The organism is Nocardioides carbamazepini, assembly GCF_024614185.1.
Lineage (GTDB): Bacteria > Actinomycetota > Actinomycetes > Propionibacteriales > Nocardioidaceae > Nocardioides > Nocardioides carbamazepini.
In genome coordinates, this window is the sequence record NZ_JAHTLF010000025.1 from 387525 (window position 1) to 412832 (window position 25308).

29 protein-coding genes are annotated in these 25308 nt (G+C 73.0%); 9 read left to right on the forward strand and 20 right to left on the reverse strand.

Annotated elements, in window-relative coordinates; translation table 11 throughout:
* Nucleotides 1-444: 444 nt before the first annotated feature.
* From KVF89_RS27895 to KVF89_RS27965, 15 genes are all read right to left on the reverse strand, one after another.
* Entirely contained in the window at nt 445-1398 is a 954-nt protein-coding gene (locus KVF89_RS27895) for a transglycosylase SLT domain-containing protein (RefSeq protein WP_257430403.1), read from the reverse strand.
* A complete protein-coding gene (locus KVF89_RS27900; protein WP_257430404.1) occupies nt 1395-1844 on the reverse strand; it encodes a flagellar FliJ family protein in 450 nt (149 codons plus the stop codon). Before KVF89_RS27900 ends, KVF89_RS27895 begins: the two co-directional genes overlap by 4 nt.
* Nucleotides 1841-3175, reverse strand: a complete 1335-nt coding sequence (locus tag KVF89_RS27905; RefSeq protein ID WP_257430405.1) for a FliI/YscN family ATPase — start codon at nt 3173-3175, stop codon at nt 1841-1843. Before KVF89_RS27905 ends, KVF89_RS27900 begins: the two co-directional genes overlap by 4 nt.
* Nucleotides 3172-3840, reverse strand: coding sequence for a FliH/SctL family protein (locus KVF89_RS27910; protein ID WP_257430406.1), 669 nt, complete (start codon nt 3838-3840; stop codon nt 3172-3174). The genes KVF89_RS27905 and KVF89_RS27910 overlap by 4 nt, the downstream gene beginning before the upstream one ends.
* Entirely contained in the window at nt 3824-4864 is a 1041-nt protein-coding gene (gene fliG, locus KVF89_RS27915) for a flagellar motor switch protein FliG (protein ID WP_257430407.1), read from the reverse strand. The genes KVF89_RS27910 and fliG overlap by 17 nt, the downstream gene beginning before the upstream one ends.
* Entirely contained in the window at nt 4861-6462 is a 1602-nt protein-coding gene (gene fliF, locus KVF89_RS27920; RefSeq protein ID WP_257430408.1) for a flagellar basal-body MS-ring/collar protein FliF, read from the reverse strand. Before fliF ends, fliG begins: the two co-directional genes overlap by 4 nt.
* Nucleotides 6463-6468: 6 nt before the next feature.
* Nucleotides 6469-6822 carry a flagellar hook-basal body complex protein FliE gene (gene fliE, locus KVF89_RS27925; protein WP_257430409.1) on the reverse strand — a complete coding sequence of 118 codons (354 nt, stop codon included), beginning with the start codon at nt 6820-6822 and terminating at the stop codon, nt 6469-6471.
* Nucleotides 6822-7214 (reverse strand): flagellar basal body rod protein FlgC, encoded by a 393-nt coding sequence (locus tag KVF89_RS27930; protein WP_257430410.1) that lies wholly within the window; start codon nt 7212-7214, stop codon nt 6822-6824. The genes fliE and KVF89_RS27930 overlap by 1 nt, the downstream gene beginning before the upstream one ends.
* Nucleotides 7214-7573, reverse strand: coding sequence for a flagellar basal body rod protein FlgB (flgB, locus tag KVF89_RS27935; RefSeq protein ID WP_257430411.1), 360 nt, complete (start codon nt 7571-7573; stop codon nt 7214-7216). The genes KVF89_RS27930 and flgB overlap by 1 nt, the downstream gene beginning before the upstream one ends.
* Nucleotides 7574-7858: 285 nt before the next feature.
* Nucleotides 7859-8872 (reverse strand): Ig-like domain repeat protein, encoded by a 1014-nt coding sequence (locus tag KVF89_RS27940; protein WP_257430412.1) that lies wholly within the window; start codon nt 8870-8872, stop codon nt 7859-7861.
* Between the two features lie 112 nt (nt 8873-8984).
* A complete protein-coding gene (locus KVF89_RS27945; protein WP_257430413.1) occupies nt 8985-9464 on the reverse strand; it encodes a hypothetical protein in 480 nt (159 codons plus the stop codon).
* Between the two features lie 12 nt (nt 9465-9476).
* On the reverse strand, nt 9477-9836 hold the full coding sequence (locus KVF89_RS27950; protein ID WP_257430414.1) for a response regulator: 360 nt from the start codon (nt 9834-9836) through the stop codon (nt 9477-9479).
* The gene (locus KVF89_RS27955; protein WP_257430415.1) at nt 9833-10318 is read right to left on the reverse strand and encodes a chemotaxis protein CheX; all 486 of its coding nucleotides are present in this window, start codon (nt 10316-10318) and stop codon (nt 9833-9835) included. Before KVF89_RS27955 ends, KVF89_RS27950 begins: the two co-directional genes overlap by 4 nt.
* Nucleotides 10315-10677, reverse strand: a complete 363-nt coding sequence (locus KVF89_RS27960) for a response regulator (protein ID WP_257430865.1) — start codon at nt 10675-10677, stop codon at nt 10315-10317. Before KVF89_RS27960 ends, KVF89_RS27955 begins: the two co-directional genes overlap by 4 nt.
* Nucleotides 10674-11543 (reverse strand): CheR family methyltransferase, encoded by an 870-nt coding sequence (locus KVF89_RS27965; RefSeq protein WP_257430416.1) that lies wholly within the window; start codon nt 11541-11543, stop codon nt 10674-10676. The genes KVF89_RS27960 and KVF89_RS27965 overlap by 4 nt, the downstream gene beginning before the upstream one ends.
* Before the next feature lie 72 nt (nt 11544-11615).
* Here KVF89_RS27965 and KVF89_RS27970 point away from each other — a divergent pair, with 72 nt between their 5' ends.
* The gene (locus tag KVF89_RS27970) at nt 11616-12674 is read left to right on the forward strand and encodes a protein-glutamate methylesterase/protein-glutamine glutaminase (protein ID WP_257430417.1); all 1059 of its coding nucleotides are present in this window, start codon (nt 11616-11618) and stop codon (nt 12672-12674) included.
* A 4-nt stretch (nt 12675-12678) separates the two neighbouring features.
* Here KVF89_RS27970 and KVF89_RS27975 read toward each other — a convergent pair whose 3' ends face one another.
* The 5 genes from KVF89_RS27975 to KVF89_RS28000 form a co-directional block, all read right to left on the reverse strand.
* Nucleotides 12679-12999, reverse strand: coding sequence for a hypothetical protein (locus tag KVF89_RS27975; protein ID WP_257430418.1), 321 nt, complete (start codon nt 12997-12999; stop codon nt 12679-12681).
* Entirely contained in the window at nt 12996-13373 is a 378-nt protein-coding gene (gene fliS / locus KVF89_RS27980) for a flagellar export chaperone FliS (protein ID WP_257430419.1), read from the reverse strand. Before fliS ends, KVF89_RS27975 begins: the two co-directional genes overlap by 4 nt.
* An 8-nt stretch (nt 13374-13381) precedes the next feature.
* Nucleotides 13382-14725, reverse strand: coding sequence for a flagellar filament capping protein FliD (gene fliD / locus KVF89_RS27985; protein ID WP_257430420.1), 1344 nt, complete (start codon nt 14723-14725; stop codon nt 13382-13384).
* Nucleotides 14726-14817: 92 nt separating this feature from the next.
* Nucleotides 14818-15948 (reverse strand): flagellin N-terminal helical domain-containing protein, encoded by a 1131-nt coding sequence (locus tag KVF89_RS30250; RefSeq protein ID WP_273475416.1) that lies wholly within the window; start codon nt 15946-15948, stop codon nt 14818-14820.
* A gap of 127 nt (nt 15949-16075) precedes the next feature.
* Complete coding sequence (locus KVF89_RS28000) at nt 16076-16918, reverse strand: sigma-70 family RNA polymerase sigma factor (RefSeq protein WP_257430421.1); 843 nt, start codon at nt 16916-16918, stop codon at nt 16076-16078.
* Between the two features lie 268 nt (nt 16919-17186).
* Here KVF89_RS28000 and KVF89_RS28005 point away from each other — a divergent pair, with 268 nt between their 5' ends.
* The 8 genes from KVF89_RS28005 to KVF89_RS28040 all read left to right on the forward strand — a co-directional run bounded on the left by KVF89_RS28005 (nt 17187) and on the right by KVF89_RS28040 (nt 25306).
* Nucleotides 17187-17666 (forward strand): flagellar protein FlgN, encoded by a 480-nt coding sequence (locus KVF89_RS28005; RefSeq protein ID WP_257430422.1) that lies wholly within the window; start codon nt 17187-17189, stop codon nt 17664-17666.
* The gene (flgK, locus tag KVF89_RS28010) at nt 17666-19069 is read left to right on the forward strand and encodes a flagellar hook-associated protein FlgK (RefSeq protein ID WP_257430423.1); all 1404 of its coding nucleotides are present in this window, start codon (nt 17666-17668) and stop codon (nt 19067-19069) included. The genes KVF89_RS28005 and flgK overlap by 1 nt, the downstream gene beginning before the upstream one ends.
* Before the next feature lie 19 nt (nt 19070-19088).
* Nucleotides 19089-19979, forward strand: coding sequence for a flagellin N-terminal helical domain-containing protein (locus tag KVF89_RS28015; protein WP_257430424.1), 891 nt, complete (start codon nt 19089-19091; stop codon nt 19977-19979).
* Between the two features lie 17 nt (nt 19980-19996).
* The gene (gene fliW / locus KVF89_RS28020) at nt 19997-20395 is read left to right on the forward strand and encodes a flagellar assembly protein FliW (protein ID WP_257430867.1); all 399 of its coding nucleotides are present in this window, start codon (nt 19997-19999) and stop codon (nt 20393-20395) included.
* A 17-nt stretch (nt 20396-20412) separates the two neighbouring features.
* A complete protein-coding gene (csrA, locus tag KVF89_RS28025; protein WP_257430425.1) occupies nt 20413-20658 on the forward strand; it encodes a carbon storage regulator CsrA in 246 nt (81 codons plus the stop codon).
* Between the two features lie 99 nt (nt 20659-20757).
* Nucleotides 20758-22869, forward strand: coding sequence for a chemotaxis protein CheA (locus KVF89_RS28030; RefSeq protein WP_257430426.1), 2112 nt, complete (start codon nt 20758-20760; stop codon nt 22867-22869).
* The gene (locus KVF89_RS28035) at nt 22866-23360 is read left to right on the forward strand and encodes a chemotaxis protein CheW (RefSeq protein ID WP_257430427.1); all 495 of its coding nucleotides are present in this window, start codon (nt 22866-22868) and stop codon (nt 23358-23360) included. Before KVF89_RS28030 ends, KVF89_RS28035 begins: the two co-directional genes overlap by 4 nt.
* Nucleotides 23357-25306 carry a methyl-accepting chemotaxis protein gene (locus KVF89_RS28040; RefSeq protein ID WP_257430428.1) on the forward strand — a complete coding sequence of 650 codons (1950 nt, stop codon included), beginning with the start codon at nt 23357-23359 and terminating at the stop codon, nt 25304-25306. The genes KVF89_RS28035 and KVF89_RS28040 overlap by 4 nt, the downstream gene beginning before the upstream one ends.
* Nucleotides 25307-25308: the final 2 nt, after the last annotated feature.

Below are 25308 nucleotides of genomic sequence, written 5' to 3' on the forward strand. Positions count from 1 at the left end.
TGAGTCGTCACTTCTTTCGGTTGAGTCGTCACTAATGACGGTTGAGTCGTCACCTCTGACCGCCGAGTGGCCATAAGTGCGCGGGCTGGCGTCGGCGGGCTCCGACTCGGCAGCGGCCGGAGCCGACGACTCAACGAGCAGAACCGACGACTCAACGGTCGGAGCCGACGACTCAACGGTCGGAGCCGACGACTCAACGGTCAGAACCGACGACTCAACCGAAACAAGTGACGACTCAACCGGGGAGGGGGGTGGGGGAACAGGGGCGAGCGGAGGGGGAGGGAGGGTGGCGAGGAGGGCGGCGGCGAGGGCGTCGCCGAAGGCCCCGCCCATCGCGCCCGAGCCGTCGGACGTGCCGGGGTCGCCGGGGGACCCGTCGGCCGTCGTACCGGCCTCAGTGGCGACCGGCACCGCGAGGCCCGGCAGGAACGGGGTGACGTTCACTCAGCTCACCATCGCCATCACGTTGCGGACGTAGCTCTGCGTCTCCTGGTACGGCGGGATGCCGCCGTAGCGGGCGACCGCGCCGGGCCCGGCGTTGTACGCCGCCAGCGCGAGGTCGGTGCGCCCGAACCGGTCGAGGAGCGAGCGCAGCAGGCGGGCGCCGCCGTCGATCGCCTGGGCCGGGTCGAACGGGTTCGTGACGCCGAGGCCCTGGGCGGTGCCGGGCATCAGCTGCATCAGCCCCTGGGCGCCGGCGGAGCTGACCGCCCGCGGGTCGAAGCCCGACTCCTGCCGGGCGACCGCGGCGATCAGCCCCCCGGGGACGCCGGTGCGGGCGGCGGCGGCGTCGATCAGCTCGGCGTACGGGGTCCCGACGGCGGCGCGTGCCGCCACCGACGCTGCGCCTGCCGCGCCTGCCGCACCCGTGGCCGGCTGGTCGATGACCCGCCGGATCACGTCCGGCGTGGACGGGACGTCGACGACCCGGATGTCGAGCCCGGTGCGCGGTGCCTCGATCATCTTGCCGCCGCCGATGTAGATGGCGATGTGGTCGACGCCGTTGTTGCGGCTCGAGTTGTCCCACGCGAGCAGGTCGCCCGGCTGCGCCTCGGCCATGCTGGCGACGGGCCGGCCGGCGGCGGCCTGCTGGTAGGAGACCCGCGGCAGCTCGTAGCCGAGGCTCTTGTAGACGACCTGCACCAGTCCGGAGCAGTCCATGCCCCTGGTCGGGTCGGTGCCGCCCCAGACGTAGGGCAGGCCGAGGTACTTGCGGGCCTCGGTGACCACGTCGTCGCCCGTGACGGTGCCGTCCGACGGGACGCCGGTCGTGGCGACCCGGGCACCGCTCAGCTCGGTGGCGAAGCCGCCGCTCGTGGCGGAGGTCCGTACGGGCGCGAGCTGCGCCAGCCGGGCCTGGAGCTCGCTGATCCGGGCGGTCACGTTCTCGATGCTCATCGCGACCTCCGGGCCCAGCGCTGGGCGGCGAGGTCGTCGGCGTCGCGGGCGGCCCGCCGCTCGGCCTCGGTACGACGCCGGGCGGCTCGGCGCTCGAGGAGGTGCTCGACCGCGGCCAGCCGGGCGCGGTCGGTGCCCCAGCGGGCGCGGGCGTCGGTCGTGACGACCTGAGCGGTCGCCGCCGCGGCGCGGCTCTCGCCGACGAGGATGCCGACGTGCGCAAGGCGGGTCCGCGCCGCCACCAGCTCGGCCGTGGTCGTGACGGACGGGACACCGGCTTCGGCGATGGCCGACTCGAGCGAGGCGAGCCCGGCGCGGAGGGCCGCCTCCTCGGCGAGCACTCGCTGCAGGCCGATCCTGCTGTCGGTCTCGCGGACCTCGCGGACCCGGGCGACGGCGGCCAGGCCGCGGTCGTCGCCGTGGACGTGACGCCGGGTGCGGCTCATGAGGCGATCACCTGGGCCAGCCGGCTCCAAGCCTCGGCACGGGGCGTGATGTCGTCCATCGACTGGCGCAGGAACGCCTCGATGCGGGGCAGCCGGGCGAGGGCGGCGTCGGCGTCGGGGTCCGCGCCGGCGACGTACGCACCGATCTCGACGAGCTCGCGGACCGAGCGGTGCGCGGCGAGCATCCGGCGCAGCCGGCCGGCGTCCTGCTGCTGGTCGGGCGTCGTCACGGCGCGGTGGACGCGGGAGATCGACTCGAGCACGTCGATGGCGGGGAAGTGCCCGGCGGTGGCGAGGTCGCGCGACAGCACGACGTGGCCGTCGAGGATGGAGCGGGCGGTGTCGCCGACCGGGTCCTGGAGGTCGTCGCCCTCCACGAGGACCGTGTAGATGCCGGTGATCGAGCCCGTGCCCGACGTACCGGCGCGCTCCAGCAGCCGCGGCAGCAGGCCGAAGACGCTGGGCGGATAGCCGCGGGTCGCGGGCGGCTCGCCCGCGGACAGGCCGATCTCGCGCTGGGCCATGGCCACCCGGGTGAGGGAGTCCATCATCAGCACGACGTCGCGGCCGCGCTCGCGGAACCACTCGGCGATCCGGGTCGCGGTGAACGCCGCGCGCAGCCGCTCGACGGCGGGCGCGTCGGAGGTGGCGACGACGACCACCGAGCGGGCCAGCCCTTCGGGACCGAGATCGCCGTCGATGAACTCGCGGACCTCGCGGCCGCGCTCGCCGACCAGGGCGATCACGTTGACCGCGGCATCGGTGCCGCGCGCGACCATCGAGAGGAGCGACGACTTGCCGACCCCGGAGCCGGCCATGATCCCGATCCGCTGGCCTCGGCCGAGGGGCACCAGTGCGTCGAGGGCGCGGACCCCGGTGCCCAGCGGCTCGGTGATGCGGGGGCGACTGAGCGCATCGGGCGTCGGGTGCTCGGTCGACACGGTCACGAGGTCGGGTACGTCGAGCGACGGGCCGCCGTCGACCGGCCGGCCCAGTCCGTCGAGCACCCGGCCGAGCAGCGCCTCGCCGACGCGGATGCGCAGCGGGCCGCCGGTCGCCCGGACCCGGTCGCCGGCCCGGACGCCGGTGGTGGTGCCGAGCGGCAGGCAGGTGACGCTCCCGGGCCGCAGCGCGGCGACCTCGGCGAGGAGCGGGCCGGACGTCGTACGGATCTCGAGCAGGTCGCCGACGGCGGAGTCCGGCAGGCCGCGGACCTCGAGGTGCAGGCCGACCAGCTCGGCCACGGTGCCGAGGTGCAGGGGAGCGGCCGCGTCGAGCAGGCGGGCGCGGAGGGACGGATCCGCCAGGGGCAGCGGCGTGTCGACGGTCATGAGAGCACCTCCCGCACCCGGGCCATGGCCTCCCGGATCCGCAGGTCGACCACCGACCCGTCGACGCCCTCGACCAGCGCGTCGGCGGAGCCGAGGGCCGGGTCGGGGACGACTTCCAGGCCGCGGGCCACCAGCTCCTGTGCGGCCGTGGATCCGGCGGTCGCGGGATGCAGCCGGACCCGGCCCACCGGTGCGGGCGGCAGCACCTGCAGCACCCGGGCGACGACGTCCTGGGGACCCAGCCGCGCGACCTGGGTGCCGATCAGCGTGGTCGTCAGCGACCACGCGAGGTCGGTCGCCTGGTCCTCGACCGCGCGGGCCAGGTCGTCGAGCAGCCCGCGGACCTGCTCGGCCGCCCGGCCGAGCGCGTCGAGCGCGGCACGGTGCTCGGCCTCGCGCCGGGCCTGCGCCGCGGCATCGGCCGCGGCCCGCCGGGACTCCTCCTCGGCGGCCTGCGCAGCGGCGGCGCGTCGGCCCTCGGCCCACCCGACGGCGTAGCCCTGGGCCCGGGCGGCGTCGCGCGCCTGCGTCGCGATGCCGTCCAGCAGCGACTCGGTGACGGCGTCGCCGAGGACGCTGCCGCTGCCGAGTCGGGTCCAGGTGCCGACCCGCAGCTCCGGCAGCTCCGGGCGGGGCAGGGCGGCCGCCTCAGACGATGAACTCATCGTCGTTCCCTCGCCGGACCATGATCTGGCCCTGCTCCTCGAGCTGGCGGATGGTGCGGATGACGCCCTGCTGGGCCTCCTCGACCTGGGCGAGGCGGACGGCGCCGAGCAGCTCGACCTCCTCGAGGAGGTTCTCGGCGGCGCGCTCGGAGAGGTTCGTGGTGATCTTGGTGCGGACCGCGTCGCTGACGCCCTTGAGGGCCAGCGACAGCTCGGCGGTGTCGACCTGGCGCAGCACCTGCTGCACCGAGCGGTCGTCGAGCCCGACGATGTCCTCGAACATGAACATCCGGCTCTTGACCTCGTCGGCGAGCGTCGGGTCGAGCCCCTCGAGTCCCTCCACGATCTGCCGTTCCGTGGGCCGGTCCGACCGGTTGATGATGTTGACCAGGGGGTCCACGCCGCCGACCTGCGAGACGTCGGCGGGCTGCAGCATCGAGGACAGCTTGCGCTCCAGCACGGCCTCGACGGTGCGGACGATCTCGGGTGAGGTCCGGTCCATCACGGCGATCCGGTGGGCGACCACGGCCTGCTGGTGTGCGGGCAGGCCGCTGAGCAGCAGGGACGCCTTGTCGGCGGCCATGTGTGCCAGCACCAGCGCGATCACCTGGGGATGCTCGTCGGCGATGAAGCCCCGCAGCTGCGCGGGATCCGCGCGGTGCAGGAACTGGAAGGGCATCTGCACGGCCGCGGCGTGCAGCCGCTCCATGATCTCCTTGGCCCGCTCGGGCCCCAGCGACTGCTCGAGCAGCTGCTGGGCGAACCCGAAGCCGCCCTGGGTGACGTGGGCGTGCGCGGTCGCGAGGTCGTGGAACTCGGTGAGCACCTGCGCGGTCTCGCTCGCCGACACCGCGTCCAGGCGGGCGATCTCGGCCGAGATCGCCTCGACCTCGGCGTCGCTGAGGTGGGCCAGGACCTGGGCGGCGCGCTCCTTGCCCAGCTGGATGAGGAGCACCGCGGCCTTGCGGACCCCCATCGACACCAGGGTGGTCCCGGTCCCGGGCATCGTCGTCATCACGGTCATGGCCGGGGCTCCACGAGCCAGCCGCGCAGGAGGGCGGCGACGTCGTCGGGCTGCCGGTCGACGAGCGCGATCAGCTCGTCGCGCATCGACTCCTCCTCGTCCTTCTCGGACGACTCGAGAGCGGCCAGGGCCGGGTTCTCGAGCTGCGCGGTGCGACCGGCCGCGTCCGTGCGCAGCTGCTCGACCAGGTAGGCCCGCGCCTCCTCCCGGGCGGCGGCCCGGCGCCGGGCCTGCAACCAGGCGAGCAGCACCATGAGCGCGATCCCCCCGGCGATCCCGATGTTGCGGATCAGGCTGTTGCGCCGGGCGTCGGCGTCGGCGTCCTTGGCCGCCTTCAGCTCGGCGGCGGCCGCCTCCTCGGCGCTGCGGTCGAAGGCCATCGTCGACACGTCGATCGTGTCGCCGCGGTCCGGCTTGATGCCGACGGCGCTGCTGATCAGGTCCTTGACCACCTGCGGCTGCAGGGCGGCCGCGGCGGTCGCGTCGAGCACGACGCCGACATGCAGGCTGTTGATCGAGCCCGGTGCCTTCTCCCGGCGCTCCACCGTCTCGCCGACGGCGTTGTCCTGCGTCTTCGACGTGTTCTTGTACGACGAGTCGCCGCCGCCGGTGGCCGCCGGATCCATCTGCCCGTCCGGCCCGACCACGCCGTCCGCGCCGCCGGTGCCCGCGCCGGCCGGGCCGGCGTAGGTCTCGTTGGTCGAGGACTCCGACAGCGGCGGGGTGTTCTCCTGCGCCTGGTAGGTCCGGCTGTCGGTGACCGACTTGTCGAAGTCGAGGTCGGCGGTCACCGTCGTGGTGGAGTTGCCCGGCCCGAGGACCCGGTCGAGCACGGACTGGATCTCGGACTGCATCGAGCTCTGGAACGCCTGCACCTGCTTGGAGCGCGCGGACGCGGCGCCGACCCCGCCGTCGGCGCTGTCGTCGCTGTCGGGGGTGGTGAGCAGCTTGCCGCTCGCGTCGGTGACGGTGACCCGCTTGGGGTCGAGGCCGTCGATGCTGGACGCGATCAGGTGGACGACCGCCTGCACCTGCTCGTCGTCCAGCGAGCGGCCCGGCTCGGTGTCGATGAGGACCGACGCCGTCGGCGGGTCCTGCTCGTCGGTGAAGACCCGCTTCTCCGGGATGGCGAGGTGCACGACGGCCGTCTCGACGCCGTGGATGGCCTCGACCGTCTTGCTGAGCTCGCCCTCCATCGCCCGCTTGAAGTTGGTCTGCTCCTGCGACTCCGACGTCGACAGGCTCTGCTTGTCGAGGAGGCCGTAGCCGCCGTCGCTGCTGGAGGGCAGGCCCTTGCCGGACAGGGTGATCCGGGTGCCGTACACGTCCGAGCGCGGCACCATGATCGTGCCACCGCCCCCCGTGAGCTCGTACGGGATGCCCTGCGCGTCGAGCTCCTCGATCACGGCGCTGGCGTCGGTGCCCGACAGGTTGGAGTACAGCGGCGCGTAGCTGGGGGTCGACACCCAGCGGAACACCATGAAGACGGCGATCAGCAGGGCCGCCGTACCGATGACGGCGACGGCCTTCTGGCCGGCGGTGAAGCCGCCGAAGGTGTCGCGGGCGCGCGTGAGATACCGGGTGAGGCGCTGTTGCATCGCCGGCTACACCTGCATCCGCATGATCTCGTTGAACGCCTCGACCGCGCGGTTGCGTAGGGAGACCGTCAGCTGGCCGGCCACCTGGGCCTCGCTCGCCGCGATCGTGTAGTCGTGGATGTTCTCGAGCTTGCCGGTCGCGGCCTGGACGGCCAGGTCGTCGGCCCTGTCGGTCAGGCCCTCGAGCCGGTCGAGGCCGTCGAGGACCAGCGAGCCGAACTCCGTGTCCGGGCCGGTGACCGGGGTGGCCCGCTCGGCCGCCGTCGGCGGGGCGATCGAGCCGATCGTGGCCGGCGCGCCGGGTGTGCCGACCGGGCCGATCCCGGGCACGCTCGGGAACTGCAGCGGCACGATGTCCATCAGCGGGCCCCGATCTGGAGCGCCGCGGAGTAGGTGTCCTGGGCGGACTTGGTGACCTGCACCGACGCCTGGTAGCCGCGCTGTGCCATCACCAGCTGGCTCATCTGGGCCGCCATGTCGAGGTCGGGGAGCCGCACGTAGCCGTCCTCGTCCGCGAGTGGATGGTCCGGGGAGTGCACCATCCGGCCCTCGGGATCGCCCGCGGCGAAGCCCCCGACATCGACGCCGCCGTCCGCGCGCGCGTCGAAGACGACGTACGTCGCCTGGAAGGCGTCCTCGCTCGTCCGCCTGGCCGTGTTCGCGTTGGCGATGTTGCCGGCCAGGGCGTCGAGCCACACCTGGTGCGCGCCGAGCGAGGTGTTCGCGATGCGCAGCGTCTCGAAGGCGCCCATCAGGCGCCGCCGGCCATGACGCGCAGGCGCGAGTCGCGGTCGCTGATCGCCCGGCCCATGATCTGGTACTGGTACTGCGTCTGGATGGCTGCGATCGACTCCTTGCGGAGGTCGACGTTGTTGTCGTTGGCACCGACCGGGGTGCCCGTGGCCGAGACGGTAGCGGTGAGGTCGTCGGCGGTGGCCCGCCCGCGCTCGATGGCGGTGGAGAGCGCGGTCTCGAAGTCCACGCTGCGGGCCCGGAAGCCAGGGGTGTCGACGTTGGCGATGTTGTCGGCGATCACCTGCTGCCGCTGGGACAGCCCGTTGATCGCGGCGTGCAACACGTCGGCGACGGCGTCGGATGCTGCGAAGGACACGGTCGATCTCCTGGAGAGGCACCGGTCCCCTCGGGACGGTGCGACGGGCAGTGCCGGTCCGTCGGCAGGGGGGTGAGCAATCCGTCGCTCAGGTGCCTGATCGGTCCTGCCACCCGCGACCTGAGCCCCGCCCGCTGGGACTTGATCCCGACTATCCCGTCCGATCGACCTGCGCGGCCGTACGCCGGCGCCCGGTGCTGTGCCCGGGCGCGGCACAGCGCCCGGCCCCAACGGTGCGGGGGCCGGGCGCTGCGAGCCGGGCGCGGACCTCCGGGCCCGCCGGGCTCACTTCAGGCGGACCTTCCGGACCGCCGAGCTGGAGGAGCCCACGGCCGCCGACCCGGCGTACTCGGCCACGAGGCGGTGCTTGCCCGTGCCGAGCTTGGCGACGCTCAGCTTGAGCACGCCCTGGTGGCCGGCTGTGAGCGTGCCCTGGGCCACGACCCGCCCCTTCCGAGCGAGATCGCGGATCACGACCCGACCGGCGGGCGCTGAGCTCGCCCGGACGGTGACCGTCGCCTTGCCCTTCTTGCGCGCCGACACCTTGAACTTCGCGCTGGTGGTCGAGGGAGTCTTCGCCACGGCGCCACCGCCACCGCCACCGCCGGCCGGGCCGGCCGCGAAGAGCGGGACGTAGGGCGTCACGAAGGACTTGTTGCCGCCGTGGCCGTTCACCTTGAACGCGACCTGGAGGTGGTCACCGGAGGCGGCGACCGGGCAGGGCCGGGTTCCTGCGGTCCGCTCGGGACAGGTGGGCGCGGGCGTGGCGGTGCCCTTCAGGGCCCGGCGGGCGACCACCGGCACCTGGAACTCGAAGATCTCGCCGCGCTCGAGGGTGATCGCCTGGCCCCCGGCCGTGGCGATCGCGATGCCGTTGTTCGGACCGCGGGTCAGCTCGACCGGGTCGGTGGTGAAGGTCGGCGTGGGGTCGTCGATGTCGTTGATGCCCCATCTGACCGGCTCGTCGGGGTAGCCGAACGCCGTCTCGTCGAAGAGCAGCTCGGGGAGGACGACCACGCCGCTGCTGCACGGGAAGCCGACCAGGCCGATGTAGCCGTGCAGGAGGAAGGGTTCGCCCACCTTCGGGACCTGGCCGGTCGGGGACCACCAACCGGTGTTCGCGGTGACGCCGGTGGCCGGCAGGCCGGTCGGGCAGTCGAGGATCGTGTCGGACTGGCTGCTGCCGTCCTGCCACTCCCCGGCCGCGTGGGCGGGGGAGCCGATGGTCAGCGAGAGGGCGGTGAGGAGGCTCGCGCCGAGGGCGAGGAGGGAGGTGCGTCTCGGGTGCTGTGTCGTCATGCGGGGGACGCTAGGAGGCGGCTCGTCCCGCCGAGGAGGGCCGGCGTCCCGGGTTTGTCCCTGGTCGTGTCCCGAGCTTGTCCCCGGTCCCGAGGGGCGCTCGCCCGAACGCTCAGAGCAGGACGACGGACAGCTGGCCGGTGCCGTAGCCGGCGATGTCGACGCGCAGGTCCTCGCGACGGCCCAGGGTGAGGGTGCTGATCCGTACCTGGGGGTCGAGCGGCGGGCCGGCGGGATGGACGGTGTGCAGGCGCAGGTGGTCGGCCCCGGTGACGTTGAACGTCGAGGCGGCGATGTTGAGCACCTCGGCGAGGTTCTCCGCGATCGTGTCGGTGACCTTGCCGTCCGCGATCGCGGCCTCGGCGTCGGCGAGGGGCGCCAGGCCGATCGCTGCCCCGGCGCGGGCGGAGAAGGCAAGGTCGCAGGCGATCAACGCGCTGATGCGCAGGCTGTCGTCGACGTACACGGCGACCGCCGCGGGGGTGTCGGGCCCCGGGGCGAACGGGGTCGACGGGCTCAGTGTGACGTCGCGGCCGAGCAGGTCGGCGAGCAGGTCGCGCAGCTGCTTGGGCTGGGGGAGGTGGACGGCCATGACGACCCCGCCTCAGATCACGCCGCGCAGCGCGTCGTCGAAGGCCTCCGGGGTGAACGGCTTGGCGATGAGGAACGCCGCGCCGGCGGACGCCGCGCGCTGCCGCATCTCCTCGGAGCCCTCCGAGGTGACGAACCCGAACGCGACGGTGGACCCGGACGCGCGCAGCGTGGAGAGGCAGTCGATGCCGTTCATCTCCGGCATGTTCCAGTCGGAGAGGACCAGGTCCGGCGCCTCGGTCCGCACCAGGTCCAGTGCCTGCCGGCCGTTCTCGGCCTCGATGATCTCGTGCCCGCCGTGTCCCGCCTGGCGCAGGGTGCGGATCACGATCTGGCGCATCACGCGGCTGTCGTCGGCGATCAGGATCTTCATCGGGGTCCTTCCTGGGGGACGTGCACGGAGACGCGGACGGGGCCGTCCTGCCAGGCCAGGTCGACCCGGCAGGCGAGGACGGTGTCACGGGAGAAGGCCGCGCGGCCGGCGGCGACCGCGGGCAGCGAGAGTGTGCTCGGACCGGGCAGCAGGCCCTTCACATTGCCACCGACCATGTTGACCAGCTCGCCGACGGCGTCGGCCACGTCGCTGTCGGTGGCTTCGCCGTCGGCGGCCAGCGCCAGCATCCGGGTGGTCAGCCGGCGGGCCGCCGCCTCGCCGAGCTCGATCGTCACGACACCCTGCCAGCCGCCGCTGATCGTGGTCGCGGCCGACCACGCGTCGGCGTCGAACGACGACCTCGGCGGCACGTCGCGCGGCACCAGCGTCGCGTCGTCGCCGAGCAGCGCCGTCCAGACGTCCTCGGTGATGGCGAGCACGTCCTCGGTCTCGGGGACCCCGGCCGACACGACGACGGTCATGCCGGCACCAGCCCGAGCAGCGAGAGCTTGTCGACGATCGCGTCCGGCGTGAACGGCTTGATGACGTACTCGTGCGCCCCGGCGGCGAGCGCCCGCACGATCTGCCGCTGCTCGCCCTCGGTCGTCACCATCATCAGCGTGATGTCGCGCCATGCCGGGTTCGCGCGCACCTCGGTGATGAATGTGTAGCCGTCCATCACCGGCATGTTCCAGTCCACCAGGCACACGTCGGGCACGACGCCCGCCCGCAGCTGGTCGAGCGCGGCCTGGCCGTGCTCGGCCTCGCTCGTCTCGAAGTCCAGGCCCGCCACGATGCGGCGCAGGATGCTGCGCATCGCCCGGGAGTCGTCGATGATCATCGCGCGCACGGTCGATCTCCTGTGCTGGTGAGGGACGGGGTCAGGGAGCCGGTGGGCGCGCGACGGTAGACGGGCACGCGCCCGATCTGCTCGCGGCGCCAGGCGGCCGCCAGCTCGGCCGGAAGGTCGAGCGTGGTCTCGGACGAACCGAGCAGCAGGTATCCGTCGCCGGCCAGCATCGGCAGCATCCGGCGCAGGATGTCGCTCTTGGTCGCGGCGTCGAAGTAGATCAGGACGTTGCGCAGCCAGATCACGTCGAAGGTCCCGAGCCCGGTGTACGGCGCCGCGAGGTTGAGGTGGCGGACCGTGATCCGCTCCCGCAGCCGCTCGGCGATCTCCCAGTCGCGCCCGGCGCGGGTGAAGTACCGCACCAGGCCGGTGGCGGGAAGGCCGCGGTTGACCTCGACCTGGCTGTAGCGGCCGGCCCGGACCCGCTCCAGCATCGCCGTGGAGATGTCGGTGGCGACGATCTCGTGGCTCCACCCCGCCGGGAGGTGCTGGTCGAGCAGCATGGCGATCGAGTAGGCCTCCTGCCCGCTGGAGCACGCCGCGCTCCAGATCCGCAGCCGTCGGGTGATCTGCCGGCCCTCGACCAGCGCGGGCAGCATGGCGTCGGTGAAGGCCTGGTAGGGCGTGTGGTCGCGGAACCAGCTGGTCTCGTTGATGGTCAGCGCGTCGACCGCCTTGCGGCGCTCGTCGGCGTCGAAGGCCAGCCGGCCGACGTACTCCTCCAGGCCGAGGCCGCGCGCGGCGGCGAGCGGGTTGAGCCGGGCCTCGACGAGGTACTCCTTGCCCTCGTCGTACACCATCGACGTCTCGCGCCGCACGAGCGCCGAGACGGAGGCGAAGGCGGTCGACGTCGTCATGCCCGCTCCATCGGCGCCGCGCCGGACGACCTGAGGGCTCAGACCCCGGGGGCGGGCGCCGATGGAGAGGGCGTGACGCAGATCAGGGTGCTCGTCGTCGACGACTCCGCACTGGTGCGACGCCTGGTGACCACCGCGCTCCGGCAGGCGCCGGACATCGAGGTCGCCGGCGTCGCCCGCGACGGCCTGGAGGCGGTGCGCATGGTCGACGAGCTCCGGCCCGATGTCGTCACCCTCGACATCGAGATGCCGCACCTCGACGGGCTCGGTGCGCTCACGCGGATCCGTGACAAGCACGCCCGGCTGCCGGTGATCATGTTCTCGACGCTGACCGAGCGCGGCGCGACCGCGACGCTCGACGCCCTCTCGCGGGGCGCGAGCGACTACGTCACCAAGCCGTCCAACACCGGCCAGATCTCCGACGGCATCGCGGCGATCCGCGACCAGCTGGTGCCCCGGATCCGCGCACTCGCCGGGATCCGGAGGCTCACGCCGGGCACCGGCGTCCCGGTGGTGCGCCGCGAGCGCGCCCGTCCCGCCCTCGCCCCGGTGTCCGCGCTGCTCATCGGCTGCTCCACCGGCGGACCCGACGCGCTCGCCCGGCTGCTGCCGCGGCTGCCCGCCGACCTCGGCGTCCCGGTCCTCGTCGTGCAGCACATGCCGCCGCTCTTCACGGCCATGTTGGCCCAGCGGCTCGACGGGCTCGCCGCGCTGTCCGTTCGCGAGGCGGTCGACGGCGAAGCGGTCCGGCCCGGCGACGTGCTCATCGCCCCCGGTGACCACCACCTCCGGCTGCGACGCTCCGCGCTCGGGGTGCGGGCCGTGCTCGACCAGGGGCCGCAGGAGAACTTCTGCCGACCGGCGGTCGACGTGCTGTTCCGGTCCGCGGTCGAGGTGTACGGCGCGGGCGCGCTCGCCACCGTCCTCACCGGCATGGGGCAGGACGGCCTCTCCGGCGCCGGCGAGCTCGCGGCCACCGGCGCCCGGATCCTGGTCCAGGACGAGGAGAGCTCCGTGGTCTGGGGGATGCCGGGCGCGGTCGCCGGCGCGGGACTGGCCGACGACGTGCTCCCGCTGGAGCAGCTGGCGGACCGGATCGCGGCCACCGTGCGCCGCTCCCGCGCGGCCTGATTCCTCAGGCGGTGACGTCGAGGTAGACCGGCGGCGGTGGGAGGGTCGTCGCCCGCCCCACCCGATCGGTGACCTGCTGCTGGCGTCGGGTGCCGGCGAGTACCGTGGGGATCGCGGCCATCAGCCGTTGCTGGCGGGCCAGCAGCTGCCGGGCGCGGGGGACCAGGTCGCTCGGGAGCGGGCCCAGCTCCGTCGGCGGCAGCCACGGCGCGACGGCCGCTCTGCCGGCGGGCGCTCCCTGCAGCATCCGCTCGGCCTGGTCGGCGTGCGCCGCCAGCCGGTCCAGCGCCTCGACCCACGAGGTCGGGCGCTCGGGACCGTTCACGACACGGCCGCCGTCGCCGCTTCCCGCCAGGTGTCGCACAGCTGCCGGGCCAGAGCGAGCGCCTCGTCGGTCACGGCGACCTGTCGGCGTACGTTCGCCTCCACGAGCCGGCCGCGCAGATAGGCGTACAGCGCCGCGAGCTGGCGTCCGGCCGGCATCTGGTCGACCACCAGGCTCGACTCGAGCTCGAGCACGATGTCCTGGGCGTGCAGCAGGTCCCGGTGGGCGTCGGGCCACGCGCCGCGCTCCTGCGCGCTGCGGGCTCGCTCGACGTCCAGGACGAGGCGTTCGACGAGCATCACCAGCAGTCGCGCGGGCGAGGCGGTGGCGACGGAGTTGGAGCGGTACGCCGCGTGGGCGTCCATGGCGTTCATCGGCTTCCTCACTCCTTCGACGCGGTCAGGGCGGAGAGCTGGCTGCTGAGCCAGCTGGACTGGGACTGGAGCTGGGACAGCGCGGTCTCGAGCGCGGTGTACTGGCGTTCCAGGGTGGTGCGGCGCATCGCCAGGCGGTCGTCCCATGCGGCGATGCTGTCGCTGAGGCGTCCGATGGCCGCGGTCTTGCCGCTGACGGCGTTCGTCACGGTGCCGTCGTACTTGTCGCTCGCGCCGTCGGCCACCTTCTCGACCCGCGCCGCGAAGCCGGTCGCGCCGGTGATGGCGGCTGTCGTGGCGTCGGGGTCGGCGGCGTAGGCCTCGGCGAAGGCGGCCTCGTCGAAGGTGAACCGGCCGTAGCGGTCCACCTCGATGCCGTACGCCGACAGACTGGTGCCGTCGGCGGGGTAGACCGCCTCGGCCAGGCCGGAGGCCACCCGCCGCAGGGTGCTGTCGCCCGACAGGACCCCGGCCTTGGTGGCGTCGGCGTTGTGGGCGGTCGCGGTCGCGATCGCGTCGAGGATCCCGTTGACGTCGTTGACCAGCGCCTTGACGGCGGCCGAGCGGGAGGTGGCGTCGCGGCTCACGGCGACATCGGAGCTCCCGGTGGCCGTGCTGCCGAGCGTGATGGTGACACCGGGGGTGACGTCGGCGAACGTGTTGGTGCTGGAGGTCGCCTCGATGCCGCCGATCGTGATGGCGGCGTCACGTCCGGCCCGCACGGTCGCGCCGCCCAGCAGCGGGGAGCCGTCGGCCGCGGTCAGCTCGAAGGTCCCGTCGGCACCGGTCGTGGTCGACTCCACCAGGAGCCGGTAGGAGTCTCCGGCACCGGACGAGGTCACCTTCACCAGCGTCGCCCGCACGCCCTTGTCCGCGGCGTTGATCGCGGCTGCCACCTGGTCCAGGGTGCCGCCCGTCGTGGAGATCGCGACGTCGGGCTGACCGGTCCGCTTGAGGACCACGTCCGTGCCGGCGCCGGTGACGACATCGCTCTTGGCGTGGGCGTCGGTGAAGGCGAGCTGATGCGCGAGGGCGGTCCGGCCGACGGTCACCGTGAAGGCACCGGGCGTCGCGCCGTTGGCCGCGGTGACGCTGACCGCGGAGTTCGAGGAGGTCGCCTTCAGGGTGGACCAGGGCCCGGTCGTCTGCGAGGAGTCGGCGAGGGAGCCCGAGGTCGCCGCGAGCGTGGCCAGACGGGCGTTGAGCTGCTGCAGCGCCGAGAGCCGGGTCTGCTCGGTCGAGAGCTGGCCCTTGAGCTTGAGCTGGGGAGCCGACTCCAGGCCGATGAGCTGGCTGATGATCTCGGCGGTGTTGAGGCCGCTGGCCAGGCCGCCGATGCTCGCTGTCGCCATGGAGTCCTCCGGTCGGGGTCAGGAACGGCAGGTGCCGGTGGGGCCTCGGCCCCACCGGCACCTGGCGGTCACAGGGGTGGTGTGCCGAAGGATCAGCCGCGGAGCAGCTGCAGCACGCCGTTGGGAGCGGAGTTCGCCTGGGCGAGCATCGCCGTACCTGCCTGCGACAGGATCTGGGCCCGGGTGAAGCTCATCATCTCCGAGGCCATGTCGGTGTCGCGGATCCGCGACTCCGACGCCGACAGGTTCTCGATCGCGACGTTCACGTTGGCGATCGTGTGCTCGAACCGGTTCTGGTAGGCACCCAGGTTGGCGCGTGCGGTGGAGACCGCGTTGATCTGGGTGTCGATGGTGTTGATCGCAGCCTGGGCCGACGCGTGGGTGGCGAAGCTCAGGCCACCGGCGGTGGCGGCGCCGTTGTCGACCCCGGTGCCGGGGTCGGTGGCGACGTCGACGGTCAGGCCACTCTTGGACGACACGACCAGCTTGTTGTCGTTGTCGACCGAGGCGCTGAAGCTCGCGGAGAAGGCGCTGTCCTCGTTGAGGGCGTCCGCGACCTGCTGGGTCGTGGTGTAGGTGCCGGCAGCACCGAGGGTGACGGTGGCGGTGTCGGTCGTCGTACCGTCGGTGGCCGAGAACGCCATCGCACCGGTGACGGCGGTCGGGGTCAGCACCTCGAAGGTGGCGCCCGCGCTGCCGAGGTTGTTGGCGATCGAGACCACGTTGACGCTGGACAGGTTGACGGCGATGTTGCTGTTGGCGTCGCCGTCCGCGCCCACCTGGAAGTTCAGCGTGCCCGCGCTGCCGTCGAGCAGCTTGGTGCCGTTGAAGTTGGTGGAGTTGCCGATCCGGGTCAGCTCGCTGGTGAGCTGGTCCGCCTCCGCCTTGATGTTGGCACGCGCGTCGGCGTTGTTGCTGTCGCTCGACGCCTGCACCGCGAGGTCACGCATGCGCTGCAGGATGGAGTGCACCTCGGTGAGCGCGCCTTCCGTCGTCTGGACGACCGAGATGCCGTCCTGCGCGTTGCGGACGGCGACCTTGAGGCCACCGACCTGCGAGCGCAGGCCCTCGGAGATGGCCAGGCCGGCCGCGTCGTCGGCGGCGCGGTTGATCCGGAAGCCGGACGACAGCTTCTCCATCGACTTCGAGAGCTGCCCCTGCGTCACCGACAGGTTGCGGTAGGCGTTGGTGGCCTCGATGTTCTGGTTGATGCGAAGACCCATGGTATTTCCCTCCTGGAATCAGGTCACGTGCGTTGGCCGGGGACCGTCCGTGGTCGCCCGTCGGGGTGGTGATCGGTACGCCGGTCACCGGGTTGAGCGGTTTTGGGTCCTCGGTTGGGGTGCCGGCTCAGCCGACGGCGTCGAGTGGGCTGAGGCCGCGGCGCACGCCGGCGGCGTGCCGGGCCGCGACGGCGGCGAAGTAGGACTCGCGGCGGCGCTGCGCGACGCCGCCGGCCTTGCCGGCCTGCCGGACGAGGGTCGGCTCCAGCTCGTGGTTGAGCGCGTCGCGCAGCAGCGAGAGCGCCTCGGCCCGCATCTGGGAGATCCGGGAGTCGGTGACACCCAGGTCGGCCGCGATGTCGGCCATCGGCCGCTCGGCGAAGAAGTAGTCCTCCACGACGACCCGCAGCCGGTCGGGGAGCTCGGCGATCGCCTCGCGGAGGTAGGTGAGCCGCTCGCCGTGCTCGACCAGGTCCTCGGGGGAGGGCGCCCGGGTCGGCACCAGCTCCTCGATCGGAGTGGTGGACGATCCCTGCAGCGACAGCACCTGGGCCCGGGACACGTCGTCGTCGTTGGCGGCGACCTCGTCCTCCGTCAGGCCGGTGGCACGGGCGACCTCGGCGAGGGTCGGGGTGCGGCCGAGGACGACGCACAGCTGGTTGCGCGTCTCGGCGAGGTCGCGGGCCCGGCGGCGCACGGACCGCGAGGCCCAGTCGACCGAGCGGAGCTCGTCGAGCAGGGCGCCGCGGATCCGCGTGGCGGCGTACCTGTCGAAGGGGACGCCCCGGCTCTCGTCGAAGGCGCGGGCCGCCAGGACCAGGGCGGTCAGTCCCGCGGACGTGAGGTCGTCGCGGTTGACATGGGAGGGCACCCGGCCCATCGTCTCCCTGACGATGTGGCCGACCAGCGGCATGTGGCTGGTGATCAGCTCGTCCGTGCCCGAGGTGGCGGTGACCTGGTTCGCGTTCACGTGCACGAGATTCCGCCGTGTTGCCAGGATCGCGCAGGTCAATGTGACTCTTGGGGCCGCTCGGTCCGGCAAATGGGGACCGAGGTCCCGGGTTCCTCTGGTCACCATGGCAGCCGGGCGCCAACCGTTCGACGGCTTGCTTCTCGGGAAATGGCTCAGATCCGTCTCGTCCCGGGCGATGAGAGGACACGGATGTCCCCACAGGTCGGGGGCGGCCAGAGAGGTCGGGATCGTCGTGGTCGACACAGACACAGCGGGCACAGCGGGCATGGACAACCTGTCACAGGTCCTGTGGCGGGAGCGCGAGATGCTCGAGGCGCTCGCCTACCGCCTGGAGGTCGAGCGGCTGGTGCTGGCCAGTGGCCGCACCCGGTGGCTGGTCAACGCCACCCGCGACATCGAGGACCTGATCGAGGACCTGCGCGCCACCGAGGTGCTGCGCGCCGCCACGGCCGACGAGGCCGCCGCGGCGCTGGGGCTGACCCCCAACCCGTCGCTCGCCGCGCTGGCCGAGGCCGCGCCGGACCCGTGGAGCGCGATCCTGCGCGACCACCGCGAGGCGCTGATCGGCCTCGCCCGCGACATCGCGGAGGCATCGGAGGACGCCAAGGGCCTGCTCACCGCCGGCTACCGCTCGGCGCGGGAGACCCTCCTCGCGATCGGTGGCACGACGAGCTCGAGCTACACGCACGCGGGCACCGTCGTCGCCGACGCCCCCCGCCACCACCTGGTGGACAGGAGCCTGTGATGGCCGGCTCGTTCGGATCGATCAGCACCGCCCTCTCCGCGCTGCGCTACAACCAGGTCGCGCTCGACGTCGCGGGCAACAACATCGCCAACGCCACCACCGACGGCTACGTGCGCCGCCGTGTGGTCGGCGCCTCGGTGAGCAGCGCGCAGCCCGCGCTGTGGTCCCGGTACGACGGTCACGGCGAGGGCGTCACGGCCGGCGAGGTCCGCCGGATGACCGACCCGCTGCTCGACGCGCGAGTCCGCCGCGAGCACGGCCTGCTGTCCTACCTCTCGACCAGCCGGACGATCCTCGCCCGGGTCGAGGAGGGCGTCGGCGAGCCGGGCCCGAACGGCGTCCACGCCGCGATGCTGGACTTCCGCAACGTCTGGCAGGACCTCTCCCTCGACCCCGGCGGCCTCGCCGCGCGCCAGCAGGTGCTCGGCAGCGCGGAGACCCTCGCCCAGGCGCTGCGGACCCAGGCCGGCAACGTCGCGCGGGAGGAGGCGGACCAGCGGGCCCACGCGCTCAACCTGGTCAGCGACATCGACTCCGCCGCCCGGGGGCTGGCGGCCCTCAACCACGACATCCTCGTGACCGAGCAGAACGGCACCGACGCGGGCACCCTGCGCGACCGCCGCGACCAGCTCGCCCTCGAGCTCGCCGAGCTCGCCGGCGGCGTCACCACCGTCGAGGCGGACGGCCAGTTCACGGTGACGGTCGGCGGCGCCACGCTCGTGCAGGGCAAGGAGGCCGGCGCCTTCGTCCTGGCGTCCGGCATCACCCCGTCCGGCGACGCCGACGGCTCCCCGCTCAGCTATCGCATCGACAGCTCCTCGGGCAGCACGGTCCTCCCGGCCGGAGCGGCCGGACCCGGGGGCGAGCTCGGCGCGGTCACCGAGGTGCTCACGACCCGCCTGCCGACGTACCGGGCCGGGTTGGACGCCGTGGCCGCCGACCTGGCGTCGGCGCTCAACGCCCAGCAGGCGGCGGGGTACGACGCCACGGGGAGCGCCGGTGCGCCGCTGTTCACCTACGACCCCCTCGTCGGCGCGGCCAGCCTCCAGGTCGCGATCTCCGACCCCGGCCTGGTCGCGGCGTCCAGCCTTCCCGGCGGGGCCCTCGACGGCGGCAACGCCGACCTGGCCAGCCGGGTCGGCGACTATCCCGAGGCCTACCAGCGTCTCGTCAACGGCCTGGGCACCCAGGTCTCCTCGCTCGAGCGCCAGCGCGCCAACCAGGCCTCGCTCGCCGGATCGCTGGACGACGCCCGGGAGCAGCTGGCCGGGATCAGCCTCGACGAGGAGACGGTCAACATGGTCGCCGCCCAGCGGGCCTACGAGGCCGCCGCGCGCCTGATGACCACGCTCGACCAGGTGCTCGACACGCTCATCAACCGCACCGGCCTCGTCGGCCGCTGACCGGAAGCGACGGACACTGATGACGATCGGACGCGTCACCCAGCGGATGATGACCGAGGGCTCGCTGGCCAACCTGCAGCGCAGCCTCGGCCAGATGGCGTCCCTGCAGGAGCAGCTCTCCACCGGCCGGGTGATCAACCGGCCCTCCGACAACCCGACCGGCACCACCGCGGCGATGCGGATCCGCACCTCGGTCTCGGACCAGGCGCAGTACGCCCGCAACGCGCGCGACGGGCTCGGCTGGCTGAGCCAGGTCGACAGCACGCTCGACGCGGTCACCGGCGCGGTACGACGTGCGCGGGACCTCGCGCTCCAGGGCGCCAACACCGGTGCGATGGGCCAGCAGGCCCGCGACGCGCTCGCGATCGAGGTCGAGGGGGTCCGCGACCAGCTCCTCGGCCAGGCCAACGCGCGCTACCTCGAGCGGCCGGTCTTCGGTGGGGTGACCGCCGGCGGCCAGGCCTACGACGCGACCGGGACCTGGGTCGGCGTACCCGGCGCGGTCAACCGGCGGGTGGCCGACGACGTGGTCGTCCAGGTCGACGTCGACGGCCGCACGGTCTTCGGCGACGGCGCGAGCTCGGTGTTCGCGGAGCTCGACGCGCTGGCGACGGCCCTGCGGGCCGGCGACGGCGCGGGCATCACCGCGTCCATCGACGTGCTCCGGGCGCGGGAGAACACGGTGGTCGGCGCCCGCGCCGCCGCCGGCACCCGCCACCAGCGGATCGAGCTGTCGGCCCAGGCCGCCGACGACACGAAGACGTCGCTGGCGAACCACCTCAGCACGATCGAGAACGCCGACCTCGCCGAGACGACCGTGCACCTCAAGCTGCAGGAGGTCGCCTACCAGGCCGCTCTCGGGGCGACCTCGCGCGTCCTGCAGCCGAGCCTGCTGGACTTCCTGCGATGACGGGCGGGCCTGCGATGATGGACCGCGTGGACCTCCCCGTCATCGAGCTGGCGCATCCGATGCCCGGATTCCCCGACGACGCGCGGTTCGCACTGGTCCGCCTCGACGACGACGGTGTGCTGCACGGCTTCCGCTCGCTCGACAGCCAGGACCTGCAGTTCGTCGTGGTGCCGCCGGCGCCGTTCTACCCCGACTACGCCCTCGACCTCGACGACGACACCGTGACCGAGCTCGGCATCGACGAGGCCGGCGCCGCCGACGTCCTCGTGCTGCTCGTGGTCCGGCCCGGCGCCACCCTGGCCGACACCACGGTCAACCTCCGCGCCCCGCTCGTGGTCAATCCCGTGACCCGCCGCGCCAGCCAGGTGATCCTCGACGACGCGGACCTGCCGCTCGCCGCACCCCTGGTCGCTTGACGCGCTAACCTCACCACGTGCTGGTTCTCTCGCGTCGCATCGGCGAAAGCGTCGTCATCGGCGCGGGCTCGCCCGAGGCCGTCACGGTCACTGTCCTCGAGGTCCGTGGCGATGTCGTCCGGATCGGCATCGACGCTCCCCGCTCCGTCGCGGTCCACCGCGCGGAGCTCCTCGCCGAGCTCGCCGACGCCAACGCCGACGCCGCCTCCCCCTCGGAGTCCGCCGTCGCCTCGCTCAGCGAGGCCCTCCGCTCCCGCACCTGACCGCGCGGCGTCCGGGACTAGATCCCAAGTCCCTCAACTCGCCTCACCCGCCCCGGCTCCGGGCCGATCGGGGGAGAGCGAACCTGGAGGGGAGGGCCGATGGACGACGATGCCGAGATCATCGCGGAGTTCCTCGTGGAGTCCCACGAGAACCTCGATCAGCTCGACCGCGATCTTGTCGAGCTCGAGCGGGAGCCGGGTTCACGTGAGCGGCTCTCGAGCATCTTCCGCACGATCCACACGATCAAGGGCACGAGCGGATTCCTGGCCTTCAACCGGCTGGAGCAGCTGACCCACGTGGGGGAGACGCTGCTCTCGCGGCTGCGGGACGGCGAGGTCGTCATGACGCCCCCGATCGCCGAGGGCCTGCTCGCCATGGTCGACACCGTGCGCGCGCTGCTCGACGGGATCGAGCGCACCGGCCGCGACACCGATCCGGCGGTCGCCGTCGACCCCGTCGTCGCCGTCATCGACGGCCTGCTGGCCCCCGCCTCGGAGCCCGCCTCGGAGCCCGCCCCGGAGCCTGTCCCGGAACCCGCCCCGGAGCCCGCCCCGGAGGAGCCCGGCGAGCGTCGTACCGTCGTCGAGTCCTCGGTCCGCGTCGACGTCGACCTCCTCGACGACCTCGTGGACCTGGTCGGCGAGCTGGTGCTGACCCGCAACCAGCTGCTGCAGCGCAGCCTCGGCTCCGCCGACGCCGAGCTGGTGCGCGCCAGCCAGCGGCTCGACCTGGTGGCCAGCGAGCTGCAGGAGTCGATCATGAAGACCCGCATGCAGCCGATCGGTCAGGTCTGGTCGAAGCTGCCGCGGGTCGTGCGCGACCTGTCCCACCAGCTCGGCCGCGAGGTCGAGCTGGTCATGGAGGGGCACGAGACCGAGCTGGACCGCAGCCTCCTCGAGGCCGTCAAGGACCCGCTGACCCACCTGGTCCGCAACTCCCTGGACCACGGCATCGAGCCCCCCGACGTCCGACGGGCCGCCGGCAAGGCCGCGAAGGGCACGCTGACGCTGCGGGCCTACCACGAGTCCGGCCAGGTGGTCGTCGAGATCGCCGACGACGGCAAGGGCATCGACCCCGCGACGATCGGCGCCGTCGCCGTCGAGCGTGGCGTCGTGACCCGCGACCAGCTCGCCCGGATGGACGGCCGCGACGTGCTCGGCCTGATCTTCCGGCCGGGCTTCTCGACCGCGGCCGCGGTCTCCAACATCTCCGGCCGAGGCGTCGGCATGGACGTCGTGCGCACCAACATCGAGCGGATCGGAGGCAGCGTCGACGTCGCCTCCGAGCCCGGCCTCGGTACGACGACCCGGGTCCGGATCCCGCTCACGCTCGCGATCATCCCGGCCCTCGTGGTCGGGGAGGGCGGCGAGCGGTACGCCATCGCGCAGGCCAACCTGGTCGAGCTGGTCCGGATCGAGGGCGACGACCTGCGTCGTCAGGTCGAGGACCTCGCGGGGGCGCGGGTGCTGCGACTGCGCGGCACGCTGCTCCCGCTGGTCTCCCTGGCCGAGACGCTGGGAGGCACCCCGCCCGGGGACGAGGCCCTCACGGTCGTCGTCCTCCAGTCCGACGACGTGCGCTTCGGCCTGTGCGTCTCGGAGGTGCACGACACCCAGGAGATCGTCGTGAAGCCGATCGGGCGCCAGCTCAAGGCGGTGTCGGCGTACGCCGGCGCGACGATCATGGGCGACGGGCGGGTGGCGCTCATCCTCGATGTCGCCGGCATCGCCGGGACGGCCGGCGTCGGTGCGGTCCAGCAGGAGGTGGCCGACCCTCGCGCCCTCGGCGCCGACGACCGGACCGCTCTGCTGGTGCTCGAGGTCGCCGACGGCCGCCGTGCGGCGCTGCCGCTGACCGCGGTGGCCCGGCTCGAGGAGTTCGGTCGCGACCGGGTCGAGCGCAGCGGCACGTCCGAGGTGGTGCAGTACCGCGACGGGATCCTCCCGCTCGTGCGCCTCGCGTCCGCGATCGGTCTGCCCGACACCAGCGACCAGGGGGACCGGATCAGCGTCGTGGTGCACGAGACCGGCGATGCCGCGGGCGCCGTCGGCATCGTGATCGACCGGGTGCTCGACGTCGTCGAGGTCGCGGTCACCGCGAGCGAGGTCGGCCGCCGTGCCGGCGTCACCGGCAGTGCCGTCGTCCAGGAGCGGGTGACCGACCTCGTCGACCTCGAGGCCGTCGTCCTCCGCTCGGGGGTGCCGGCATGAGGCCGGTGAGCCACGCCGGCACGACGACCGCCACGCGCACCGCGGAGCAGTACTGCACGTTCTGGGTGGCCGGCCTCTTCTTCGGCGTCGCCGTCGACGAGGTGCAGGAGGTGCTGCGGCGCCAGCCGATGACCCCGGTGCCCCGTGCCGACCGTGCGGTCACCGGCCTGATCAACCTGCGCGGCCAGATCGTGACTGCCGTCGACCTGCGCGTGCGCCTCGGGCTGCCCGACCGCTCCGGCGCCGAGCTGCCCATGAACGTGATCGTCCGCAGTCGCGGCGAGGTGGTCAGCCTCCTCGTCGACGACATCGGGGACGTCATCGACGCGGCCGGCGTCGACCTGCAGCCGGCTCCGACCACCGTGCCTCGGGGCGTGCAGGACGTCGTGCGCGGCGTCCGTCCTCTGCCCGACTCCATCCTGCTCGTCCTCGACGCCGATCGTGCGGCCGATGTCGCGCCCACACCCGACAACCCCGGAGGTACCCCGTGACCGAGATCCTGGAGGTGCCGACGAACGGCACCGCGCCCGCGACCAAGGCGACGACAGCGACCAAGCAGACCGCGCAGGCAGCGCCGGCGAAGGCACCCGACACCTCGGCGTTCGCCCTGTCGATGATGGAGAACTCCCCGACGAACATGATGTTCGCGGACCGGGACTTCGTCATCCGGTACATGAACCCGGCATCGCTGCGGACGCTGCGCGGCCTGGAGGCGGTGCTGCCCGTCCGGGCGGACGACGTGGTCGGCTCCAGCCTCGACGTCTTCCACAAGAACCCGGCCTATCAGCGGGACCTGCTGGCGACCGCCGAGCACCTGCCGCGCCGCGCGAACATCCAGGTCGGTGACCAGACCCTCGATCTACTGGTCAGCGCGATCACCGACGCGGCCGGTGAATACGTCGGGGCGATGGCGACCTGGGAGGTCGTCACCGACCGGCTGCGGATCGAGCGCGAGAGCGCGGAGGCCGCGGCCGACACCTCGGCGGTCAACAAGGTGCTCTCGGGTCTGGGCGCCGCCACGGACGTCGACGCCGCCGTCCAGGTCGCGCTCGACACGGTGCGTGGTGAGTTCGGCTGGGCGTACGGCTCCTACTGGACGGTCGACCCCGCGGACCGGCTGCTGAGGTTCGACCGCGAGTCCGGCGACGCCGGGCCGGAGTTCCGTCAGGTCACCCTGCAGGCCTCGTTCGCCGAGGGCGTCGGCCTGTCCGGCCGGGCCTGGGCGCAGCGCGACCTCTACTTCACCCGCGACATCGGCGAGATGACCGACTGTGTGCGGGCTCCCGTGGCCCAGCGGGTCGGCGTGAGGTCGGGGGTCTGCTTCCCGGTCATCATCGACGGCGAGGTCGTCGGCACGATGGACTTCTTCGCCACCGAGACCCTCGAGCCGAGCGCCCAGCGTCTCGACGCACTGCGGAACGTCGGCCGGCTGGTCTCGCACACCGTCGCGCGGATCAACCGCGAGGCCGCCGAGCGGGACGCGGCCGCCGTCCTCGCCGGCAAGGTCGCGCAGATCCTCGACGTCGTCTCGGCGGCCGCCGCGGGCGACCTCACCCGCGACCTCGACATCGAGGGCGACGACGCGGTCGGCCAGGTCGCCGACGGCCTGCGCACCCTGTTGTCCACCCTCCGCTCGAGCATGGGCAACATCAGCGGTGCCGCTGAGACCCTCGGTGCCGCCGCGAACCAGCTCACCTCGCTGGCCGAGGGCATGGGCGAGGGCGCCTCGACGACCTCCGACCGCGCGGCGTCCGCATCGAGCGCGTCGGTCCAGGTGTCGGCGTCCATCCAGACCGTCGCCACCGCGGCGGAGGAGATGACCGCCTCGATCCGCGAGATCGCCAAGAACGCCACCGAGGCCGCCACCGTCGCCACCGACGCCGTCACCGTCGCCTCCGAGGCCCAGGGCACCGTCGCCTCGCTCGGCGAGTCCTCGGCCGAGATCGGCCAGGTCATCAAGGTGATCACCTCGATCGCGCAGCAGACCAACCTGCTCGCCCTCAACGCCACCATCGAGGCGGCCCGGGCCGGTGACGCCGGCAAGGGCTTCGCGGTGGTCGCCAACGAGGTCAAGGAGCTGGCCAAGGAGACCGCCAAGGCGACCGAGGAGATCGGTCAGAAGATCGAGGCGATCCAGACCGACACCCAGGGCGCCGTCTCCGCCATCAGCCGGATCGCCGACGTCATCGCCCGGATCAACGACATCCAGTCGACGATCGCCTCCGCGGTGGAGGAGCAGACCGCCACCACCAACGAGATCGCCCGATCGGTCACCGAGGCCGCAGCCGGAGCCAACGGCATCGCCGAGGACGTCACCCAGGTCGCGACGGCCGCTGCCGACACCCGGGAGGGTGCCGAGAACACCCTGGCCTCCGCCACCGGACTCACCGGCGTCGCCACCGAGCTGCGGGACCTGGTCGGTCGCTTCCGGCTCTGACC

Excerpts from the sequence above, each read along its gene's own strand:
- KVF89_RS27895 (WP_257430403.1), bottom strand. The coding sequence starts at position 1,398 with ATGAGCATCGAGAACGTGACCGCCCGGATCAGCGAGCTCCAGGCCCGG.
- KVF89_RS27900 (WP_257430404.1), bottom strand. The coding sequence starts at position 1,844 with ATGAGCCGCACCCGGCGTCACGTCCACGGCGACGACCGCGGCCTGGCC.
- KVF89_RS27905 (WP_257430405.1), bottom strand. The coding sequence starts at position 3,175 with ATGACCGTCGACACGCCGCTGCCCCTGGCGGATCCGTCCCTCCGCGCC.
- KVF89_RS27910 (WP_257430406.1), bottom strand. The coding sequence starts at position 3,840 with ATGAGTTCATCGTCTGAGGCGGCCGCCCTGCCCCGCCCGGAGCTGCCG.
- fliG (WP_257430407.1), bottom strand. The coding sequence starts at position 4,864 with ATGACCGTGATGACGACGATGCCCGGGACCGGGACCACCCTGGTGTCG.
- fliF (WP_257430408.1), bottom strand. The coding sequence starts at position 6,462 with ATGCAACAGCGCCTCACCCGGTATCTCACGCGCGCCCGCGACACCTTC.
- fliE (WP_257430409.1), bottom strand. The coding sequence starts at position 6,822 with ATGGACATCGTGCCGCTGCAGTTCCCGAGCGTGCCCGGGATCGGCCCG.
- KVF89_RS27930 (WP_257430410.1), bottom strand. The coding sequence starts at position 7,214 with ATGGGCGCCTTCGAGACGCTGCGCATCGCGAACACCTCGCTCGGCGCG.
- KVF89_RS27940 (WP_257430412.1), bottom strand. The coding sequence starts at position 8,872 with ATGACGACACAGCACCCGAGACGCACCTCCCTCCTCGCCCTCGGCGCG.
- KVF89_RS27945 (WP_257430413.1), bottom strand. The coding sequence starts at position 9,464 with ATGGCCGTCCACCTCCCCCAGCCCAAGCAGCTGCGCGACCTGCTCGCC.
- KVF89_RS27950 (WP_257430414.1), bottom strand. The coding sequence starts at position 9,836 with ATGAAGATCCTGATCGCCGACGACAGCCGCGTGATGCGCCAGATCGTG.
- KVF89_RS27955 (WP_257430415.1), bottom strand. The coding sequence starts at position 10,318 with ATGACCGTCGTCGTGTCGGCCGGGGTCCCCGAGACCGAGGACGTGCTC.
- KVF89_RS27960 (WP_257430865.1), bottom strand. The coding sequence starts at position 10,677 with ATGATCATCGACGACTCCCGGGCGATGCGCAGCATCCTGCGCCGCATC.
- KVF89_RS27965 (WP_257430416.1), bottom strand. The coding sequence starts at position 11,543 with ATGACGACGTCGACCGCCTTCGCCTCCGTCTCGGCGCTCGTGCGGCGC.
- fliS (WP_257430419.1), bottom strand. The coding sequence starts at position 13,373 with ATGAACGCCATGGACGCCCACGCGGCGTACCGCTCCAACTCCGTCGCC.
- fliD (WP_257430420.1), bottom strand. The coding sequence starts at position 14,725 with ATGGCGACAGCGAGCATCGGCGGCCTGGCCAGCGGCCTCAACACCGCC.
- KVF89_RS30250 (WP_273475416.1), bottom strand. The coding sequence starts at position 15,948 with ATGGGTCTTCGCATCAACCAGAACATCGAGGCCACCAACGCCTACCGC.
- KVF89_RS28005 (WP_257430422.1), top strand. The coding sequence starts at position 17,187 with ATGGACAACCTGTCACAGGTCCTGTGGCGGGAGCGCGAGATGCTCGAG.
- flgK (WP_257430423.1), top strand. The coding sequence starts at position 17,666 with ATGGCCGGCTCGTTCGGATCGATCAGCACCGCCCTCTCCGCGCTGCGC.
- KVF89_RS28015 (WP_257430424.1), top strand. The coding sequence starts at position 19,089 with ATGACGATCGGACGCGTCACCCAGCGGATGATGACCGAGGGCTCGCTG.
- fliW (WP_257430867.1), top strand. The coding sequence starts at position 19,997 with ATGGACCGCGTGGACCTCCCCGTCATCGAGCTGGCGCATCCGATGCCC.
- KVF89_RS28030 (WP_257430426.1), top strand. The coding sequence starts at position 20,758 with ATGGACGACGATGCCGAGATCATCGCGGAGTTCCTCGTGGAGTCCCAC.
- KVF89_RS28035 (WP_257430427.1), top strand. The coding sequence starts at position 22,866 with ATGAGGCCGGTGAGCCACGCCGGCACGACGACCGCCACGCGCACCGCG.